This window comes from Vibrio sp. 1557 (genome assembly GCF_033340175.1).
Classification (GTDB): domain Bacteria; phylum Pseudomonadota; class Gammaproteobacteria; order Enterobacterales; family Vibrionaceae; genus Vibrio; species Vibrio alginolyticus.
On sequence record NZ_JAWOVZ010000309.1, the window covers coordinates 1 to 1,008 of the forward strand.

The window sequence follows — 1,008 nt, forward strand, 5'->3', positions numbered from 1 at the left end:
TTAAGTACCAAGGTATTTGTATCAAGCTGCATCCGCATTCGCTCAAGCGTATAGTGGAGTCTGAGCAGGCGGAATAAGCAAATTTTGAACGACTAGAAAGAAGAAAGGGTTGCAAATGAGCAACCCTTTCTTTCATTCACAAATGCGTGAACTTAAAGAATCACTGTCTTATTCCCATAAACAAAAACGTGGTCGTTAATTACCTTATTCAGAGCTTTACTCAAAACATTCTTCTCAACATCGCGGCCTGCTTGAGCCATATCTTGTGCGCTGAATGTGTGATCGACTGGAATAACATCCTGCTTGATGATCGGGCCTTCATCTAGGTCGTTTGTCACGAAGTGGGCTGTTGCGCCAATAATTTTTACGCCACGGTCGTAAGCTTGCTGATAAGGCGTAGCAGGGGTGAAAGCAGGCAAGAGACTGTGGTGAATGTTGATGATCTTATGGCGGTATTTTTCAACAAACGTTGGCGTGAGAACGCGCATGTATTTCGCTAGCACCAAGTAATCTGCATCGTATTGATCGATCACCTCTAACATCTTTTGCTCGTGTTCTTCACGGCTTAGATCTTCGTGCGTCACATAGTGGTAAGGGATATCAAAACGTTCAGTGAGGCCTTGCAACTTATCGTAGTTACCCACCACGGCGGCGATTTCTACATCTAAACTGCCATCGTAATTTTTCATCAGAATATCACCTAAACAGTGTGCTTCTTTCGTTACGAGAATCACGATGCGTTTACGGCGAGAGCCAATGAGAGTGCGTTTTGCACCTTGCGGTAGAGCTTGGTCTAAATCGGCAAGAAACGTTTGGTCGTTGAAGTACCCCTCCAACTCCGTTCGCATGAAAAAGTGCCCACTGGTGTTATCAACAAATTCGTTATTATGAACGATGTTTAGCTGATGTTTGTAACAGATATTAGTAATTTTAGAGATCAAACCCGGTGCGTCAGAACAATGGGTCAACAGTGTTTTCTTTTCCATAAATCAGATACTTCCATGCATT

General features: G+C 43.4%; 1 protein-coding gene. It reads right to left on the reverse strand.

Going from position 1 to position 1,008, the window contains the following annotated elements:
* Positions 1–152: 152 nt before the first annotated feature.
* On the reverse strand, positions 153–986 hold the full coding sequence (purU, locus tag R7070_RS26685) for a formyltetrahydrofolate deformylase (RefSeq protein ID WP_318141588.1): 834 nt from the start codon (positions 984–986) through the stop codon (positions 153–155).
* Positions 987–1,008 lie beyond the last annotated feature (22 nt).